Origin of the sequence: Trebonia sp. (assembly GCF_030042015.1) — a bacterium.
GTDB lineage: Bacteria > Actinomycetota > Actinomycetes > Streptosporangiales > Streptosporangiaceae > Trebonia.
This window is the reverse complement of record NZ_JASIAL010000427.1, coordinates 1-6327: the sequence shown is the minus strand read 5'-3', so window position 1 is coordinate 6327 and position 6327 is coordinate 1. Positions and strand designations below refer to the sequence as shown.

The 6327-nt window shown below is 68.4% G+C and carries 5 protein-coding genes and 1 pseudogene; all 6 read right to left on the bottom strand.

What is annotated here, in order from left to right; genetic code table 11:
• Nucleotides 1–96: 96 nt before the first annotated feature.
• A complete protein-coding gene (gene metK, locus Q1N79_RS22805; protein ID WP_300612225.1) occupies nucleotides 97–1296 on the bottom strand; it encodes a methionine adenosyltransferase in 1200 nt (399 codons plus the stop codon).
• Nucleotides 1297–1371: 75 nt separating this feature from the next.
• Nucleotides 1372–2622: pseudogene (locus tag Q1N79_RS22800) on the bottom strand (bifunctional phosphopantothenoylcysteine decarboxylase/phosphopantothenate synthase); the annotation flags it as partial.
• A gap of 42 nt (nucleotides 2623–2664) precedes the next feature.
• The gene (gene rpoZ, locus Q1N79_RS22795) at nucleotides 2665–2925 is read right to left on the bottom strand and encodes a DNA-directed RNA polymerase subunit omega (RefSeq protein WP_300612221.1); all 261 of its coding nucleotides are present in this window, start codon (nucleotides 2923–2925) and stop codon (nucleotides 2665–2667) included.
• A 12-nt stretch (nucleotides 2926–2937) separates the two neighbouring features.
• Nucleotides 2938–3483: a guanylate kinase gene (gene gmk, locus Q1N79_RS22790; RefSeq protein ID WP_300612223.1), complete on the bottom strand. Its 546-nt coding sequence runs from the start codon at nucleotides 3481–3483 to the stop codon at nucleotides 2938–2940.
• Nucleotides 3484–3626: 143 nt separating this feature from the next.
• Nucleotides 3627–3947: an integration host factor, actinobacterial type gene (gene mihF, locus Q1N79_RS22785; RefSeq protein WP_300612219.1), complete on the bottom strand. Its 321-nt coding sequence runs from the start codon at nucleotides 3945–3947 to the stop codon at nucleotides 3627–3629.
• 1570 nt (nucleotides 3948–5517) lie between these two features.
• The coding region (ccsB, locus tag Q1N79_RS22780; RefSeq protein ID WP_300612217.1) for a c-type cytochrome biogenesis protein CcsB at nucleotides 5518–6327 on the bottom strand (810 nt) is incomplete at its 5' end.

Below are 6327 nucleotides of genomic sequence, written 5' to 3'. Positions count from 1 at the left end.
ACCAGGCCCGCATCGGATCGGCTTTCGGAGAGTTGGTAAAGATGGTAAAGCAGCACGAAAGGAATGTCTGGATAACCACGAATAAGCCAATACGCGCTACAGGCCGGCGGCGGCTGCCAGCGCCGCGGCCCGGTCGGTGCGCTCCCAGGAGAAGTCGGGCTCCTCGCGACCGAAATGGCCGTAGCACGCGGTGCGGCCGAAGATCGGCCGCAGCAGGTCCAGGTCGGCGATGATGGCCGCCGGGCGCAGGTCGAAGACCCGCAGCACCGCATCGGCGATCCGGTCCTGCGGCACCCGCTCGGTGCCGAGGCAGTCCACGTACAGCCCGACCGGCGCGGCCTTGCCGATGGCGTAGGCGACCTGCACCTCGCACCGGTCGGCCAGGCCCGCCGCCACCACGTTCTTGGCGACCCAGCGCATCGCGTACGCGGCGCTGCGGTCCACCTTCGAGGGATCCTTGCCGGAGAACGCCCCGCCGCCATGACGGGCCATGCCGCCATAGGTGTCGATGATGATCTTGCGTCCGGTCAGGCCGGCGTCGCCCATCGGGCCTCCGGTCTCAAACCGCCCGGTCGGGTTGACGAGCAGCCGGTACCCGGTCGTGTCGATGTCGAAGCCGGCGATCACCGGCTCCACGACGTAGTCCTTGACGTCCGGGGCGAGCAGTTCCTTCAGGTTGATGTCCGGCGCGTGCTGCGTGGAAACGACAACCGTGTCCAGCCTGACCGGAACCCCCCGATCCCCCGCGTACTCGACGGTCACCTGCGTCTTGCCGTCGGGACGCAGGTAGGGGACCGTGCCGGAACGGCGCACCTGCGCGAGCTGCCTGGCGAGCTTGTGCGCCATCATGATCGGCAGCGGCATTAGCTCGGGAGTTTCCCTGCAGGCGTACCCGAACATCAGGCCCTGGTCGCCGGCGCCCTGCCTGTCGTGGTCGTCGGTGCCCTCGCCCTCGCGGTACTCGAACGCGTCAGACACCCCCTGGGCGATGTCGGGGGACTGCGAGCCGATCGAGACGGACACGCCGCACGACGCCCCGTCGAACCCCTTGGCCGAGGAGTCGTATCCGATCTGCAGGATCTTCTCGCGTATTATGCCGGGTATATCCACATATGTCTTGGTCGTGACCTCACCCGCCACGTGGACCTGCCCCGTGGTGACCAGCGTCTCCACCGCCACCCGGCTGTCGGGATCGTCCTTGATCATCGCGTCGAGGACGGCATCACTGATCTGGTCGGCCATCTTGTCGGGATGACCTTCCGTAACCGATTCCGAGGTAAACAGCCGACGGGCCACGTTCGTCTCCATCCATAAGTCGCGACCCGCCGAGTCTAGCCGGAAGGAGTCGTCAATGTGGTAGCTCACTAACTTCAGGCGCGCCGCTACAAGCGTGAGCACAATATCGGCGAGCGCGTCCTTGGACCGCCGTGGTACGGGCGTCTGCGTCCCGTCCGCGCCGAGCACGATGGCCTCGTTGTCGCCGCTGCCGAAGCCGCGCCCGTTTCCCACTGGGTTGACCACGAGCAGGTCGCATCCCTTGCGGGCCAGCTTCGCCTGCGCGGCGTTCATGTCTGGGTCGGTCTCGGCCGCGAATCCGACCACCACCTGGTTCGCCGGGCCGTACGCCGCGCGGCGGGCTGACAGGTCGGCCAGAATGTCCGGGTTCTCGGTGAGCGCGATGGGGTCAGGTACCCGGCCGTCCTTCTTGATCTTCGAATCGCTGCGAGTCACCGGGCGGAAGTCGGCGACCGCGGCGGTCATCACGATCGCGTCGGCCGCCGCGGCCTCGGCGAGCATCGCGGCGTGCATGTCGCGCGCCGACACCACCCGGATGACCTCCACCCCGGCGGGGTCGGCGAGTTCCACGTTCGCGGCGACTAGGATCACGTCCGCGCCGCGGGCGATCGCCGACCGGGCGAAGGCGTAGCCCTGCCTGCCCGTGGACCAGTTCCCGAGGAATCGGACCGGGTCGAGTTCCTCGCGCGTTCCGCCCGCGGAGATCAGGACCCTGCGGCCAGCCAGGGCCTGCTCGCGGGCCGGCTGCGCGCCGTTCCGCGCCTGAGCGGAGGCTGGGGAGGCGCCACTGTCCGTTCGGGAGGAAAGAATTGATTCCGCCAGCGCGAACAGTTCGCTTGGTTCGGGCAGCCGTCCCTTGCCCGTGTCCGGGCCGGTCAGCCGGCCGACGGCGGGATCGATGACGATGGCGCCGCGCTCGCGCAAGGTGGCCACGTTGTGCTGGGTGGCCGGGTGCTCCCACATCTCGGTGTGCATCGCGGGCGCGTAGGCGACCGGGCAGCGCGCGGTCAGCAGCGTCGCGGTGAGCAGGTCCGACGCCATGCCGACGGCGGCGCGGGCGAGCAGGTCCGCGGTCGCGGGCGCCACGAGGACCAGATCCGCTGTCTGCCCCAGCCGGACGTGCGGCACCTCGGACACGTCAGACCACGCCTCGGTGGTCACCGGCTCGCCCGACAGCGCCGCCCACGTCGGCTCGCCAACGAAGCGGAGCGCGTCCGGGGTGGGAACGACGCGCACCCGGTGGCCGGCTTCCTTCAGCAGGCGCAGCAGCTCGCATGCTTTGTACGCGGCGATTCCCGCGCCGACGCCAAGGATGACTCGCGCCATGTCGGCCGTGCCTGGGCGGCCGGGAGGCCGGGACGCCGCGCCTCAGGCTTCCGCGGACTCCACCTTGAGGAGCCGCTCGCGGGTCTCGCGCAGGGCGATGGACAGCGGCTTCTCCTGGACGCGCGTCTCAACCAGCGGGCCGACGTACTCAAGCAGGCCCTCGCCGAGCTGCGAGTAGTAGGCGTTGATCTGGCGCGCCCGCTTAGCCGCCATGATCACGAGCTGGTACTTGCTGTCCACGACATCCAAGAGCTCGTCGATCGGCGGGTTGATGATGCCGTCTGCGGACGGGGTCCCTGCCACGTTAGGCCTTCCTCATTGATCGCTGTTAATCAACGTTACCATCTGCCGGCAGACCTCCTGGACGGAAGTGTTCACCAGCGTCACGTCGAACTCGCTGGCCGCGGCGAGTTCTTCCCGTGCTACCGCCAGGCGCCGCTCCACGACCTCGGGTGGCTCGGTACCGCGGGCGGTCAGCCTGCGCACCAGTTCCGCCCAGGACGGGGGCTTAAGGAACACGAACAGGGCGTCGCCCTTGACCGCCTGGCGGACCTGCCGGGCGCCCGCTATGTCGATCTCCAGCAGCGTCGGCACGCCGTGCTCAAGCTGCCGCCGCACCGGTTCCCGTGGGGTGCCGTATTTGTTGCCCGCGAACTCGGCCCGCTCCAAAAGTTCTCCGGCCGCCGCCATGCGGTCAAACTCGCGGTCATCCACAAAATGATATTCCCGCCCGTCCACTTCTCCCGGCCGCGGGCTTCGGGTAGTGACGGAAACAGAAATCCAGATCTCCGGGCTGCGGCGGCGAAGTTCCGCGACGACTGTGCTCTTCCCGACCCCGGAGGGTCCGGAGAGCACAGTCAGTCGTGAATTCCTCCGCGCCGCGGGCGCGCCGACGCCGACGGGCGCGGCTCCCCTTGCGGCTACCGCCTCGCGCTCTTTACCGCCGGGCGGGACAGCCATGCCCTCGCGCCCGTGCCGACCGCGTGCGGCGCCGACTGCCAGGTTCAGATATCGGCACCGAACTCCTGCTCGAGGGCCGCCCGCTGGTTCGCTCCGAGGCCGCGCACCCGGCGGGATTCGGCGATGCCGAGCCGCTCCATGATCTGCTTCGCGCGGACCTTGCCGACACCTGGCAGCGACTCGAGCAGGGCCGAGACCTTCATCTTGCCAATGACGTCGTCGGTAGACCCGTCTTTGATGACCTCGGACAGGGTCGTCGCGCCGCGCTTGAGGCGATTCTTCACCTCGGCGCGTTCCTTGCGCGCTATCGCAGCCTTCTGCAAGGCGTCGGCGCGCTGTTGGGGAGTAAGGGGAGGAAGAGCCACTCGGGGTCACCTCGGGTTTCGTCGTGAAAAAGGTTGGACGGGAGGGGAAACTAGCGAGTCAAGCACCCTTTCGGCAACGCGAACCTCCGTTTATGTCATCACAAATCCAAATATATTACTGTAGGCGATCGAACGATTACCCAAGGTAGCTGCCAGCAGGTCCTGGACGTTACTCAGGCTCTCGCACAGTGATAGCCGCGAAATCCGGGGCGCCCGCTGAATGGCTGTCCCGTTTGCCGCACCATATGCCCCCTGTCTATTTCCGAGTTCGTGGCAGTGCGCTGCGCGGGCACCTCGCCGCCCGTCCCGCCGTGTTCCCCGTACCGGGAGCCGGACGCCGCTCCCGCGAGTCAGTCGCGTCCGGCAGCCAGGACGCCGCGCACCCGTCTCGCGCCGCGCCGACGGGTCAACCATACACGCAGGGACGCAACGCTGACATGCTGGCGTAACGGCACATTCCCGCATGCGTGGGGCGGAAACCACGCTCGGCCTGGTCTCCGCTGGCCCGGCGGCCCTCGCGGCCCCGGCGGCCCTCGCGGCCGTTGTAGTCTCAGCAATCCTCGTAATCTCAGCAGCCCCCGTAACCTGGGCGAGCGGGCGAGGCCCGCCGGGTCTGCCCGCGGCATTGCACCCGCTGTCGTCGTCGGCTTCCGCCCGCCGTGTTTCGGCGTCGCACCCGGCCGGCGACGCTGCCAGCCATCCGCGCACTTCATGCGCCGAGCGCGCCGTGCGGCGCATGCCGCATGACATATGCGCTTTATGGGATGTATCGGCTGTTTTTTCCATAATCAAGGATGTTTCGCGCGGGCTCTGTCTTGGTCGGACATTTTACCCACCGCAGCGCTTCCATCACAGACCGGTCCGCTAATTCCTGCAGGTAGTTTCGTCGCACCGAACATCCGTCCGCTCCAGAGCCTAAGCTCACGGTACCAGTGTGACTGCGTTCTACTTATGCCGACTGTCGAGAACGGCGTATGTCTTTATGCGCGGGGCGGGCAGTGGCCAATTTCTGTCCGCGGGTTGCTGTCCGCCGGTTGCTGTCCGCCAGGCGGAACCGGGTCGCGCGGGGAAGGCGGCTCGTCGCGGCCGGGCGGCGGGGCGCGGTCCGGCGCTGCGGCCCGTGCGGCCGCCGCTGCGGTTCGCGGCGTCTTTAGCGGTGGGGGCCACGCCGCCAATAGGGTTGCAATGCCAGGAACTTAAGCCGCCCAGCCTGCCAGCGGACAAACCACCCATACCGGGCGCGGTCCGCGGGCGCTGCCCAAGATAGGAGCCGAGCGGCATCCGGAAATCGGCATAAAACGGGCAATAAAGCTGCGGCCCGGGTCCTAAGTTCCCGACGCCGTCCCACAATCTGAGACGCCCGCCGGACAGCCGCCCGGGCACCGGCCAGCCTGCCACGCCCTTGCCGCACTGCTCACACGCACATCAGCTGACCAGCTGACATGCACCCGAGGGAGCGGCGACGCAGCCCCTCAGCTTCCCGAGATTGCAACAGGCCCCGCCGCCAGCACGCGCGGCAACCTCAAGCGGGACCAGCTATCTCGCCCGCCGGGCGCAGGCTGCGCGCCGGTCAGCCGACGCCGGCGTAGGAGTGCATGCCGGTGATGAAGACCTGGACGACCAGGATGTTGAACGCCAGGCTGGCGAAGCCGAGGAGCTGGACGTAGTTCGCGAAGCGGCGCCAGCCCGCCGTGGCGCGCGCGTGCAGGTAGGCGGCGTAGAGCACCCACGTGATGAACGCCCAGGTCTCGACGGGGTCCCAGCCCCAGTAGCGGCCCCATGCCTGGTCCGCCCAGATCGCGCCGGCGATGACGCCGAATGTCCAGACCGGGAATCCGAAGATCACCGTCCGGTAGGTCAGCTTGTCCAGCGTCGCGGACGGCGGGATCCGGTCGAGCAGCCCGTTGCCCGGCTCCGCCTTGCCTGCCGCGATCCGGGCCCGGTACCGTTCCGCGACCAGGTACATGATCCCCAGCACCGCCGCGACGAAGAAGATGCCGGTCGACAGCGTCATCGCGGTCACGTGGATGCTGAGCCAGTACGACTGCAGCGCGGGCACGAGCGGGCCCGCCGCGGTGTAGATGACCGTCTCGGCGAGCCCGAGCGCGACGACCACCGAGCCCATCACGAACACGCCGAGCGCCCAGGCACGGTAGCGGATCATGATGTAGAGGAAGAAGATCGCCGCTACGCAGGTGAGCGCGGTGACGAACTCGTACATGTTGCCCCAGGGCGCGCGGTGCACCGCCAGCCCGCGGGTGAGGACCGCGATCACGTGGGCGAGGATGCCGACAACGCTGAGCGTCACCGCCAGCCGCACCCACGGGCCCTCCTGCCACATCGAGCGGAAGGCGGGGATCTTCCGGGCCGGGAGGACCGG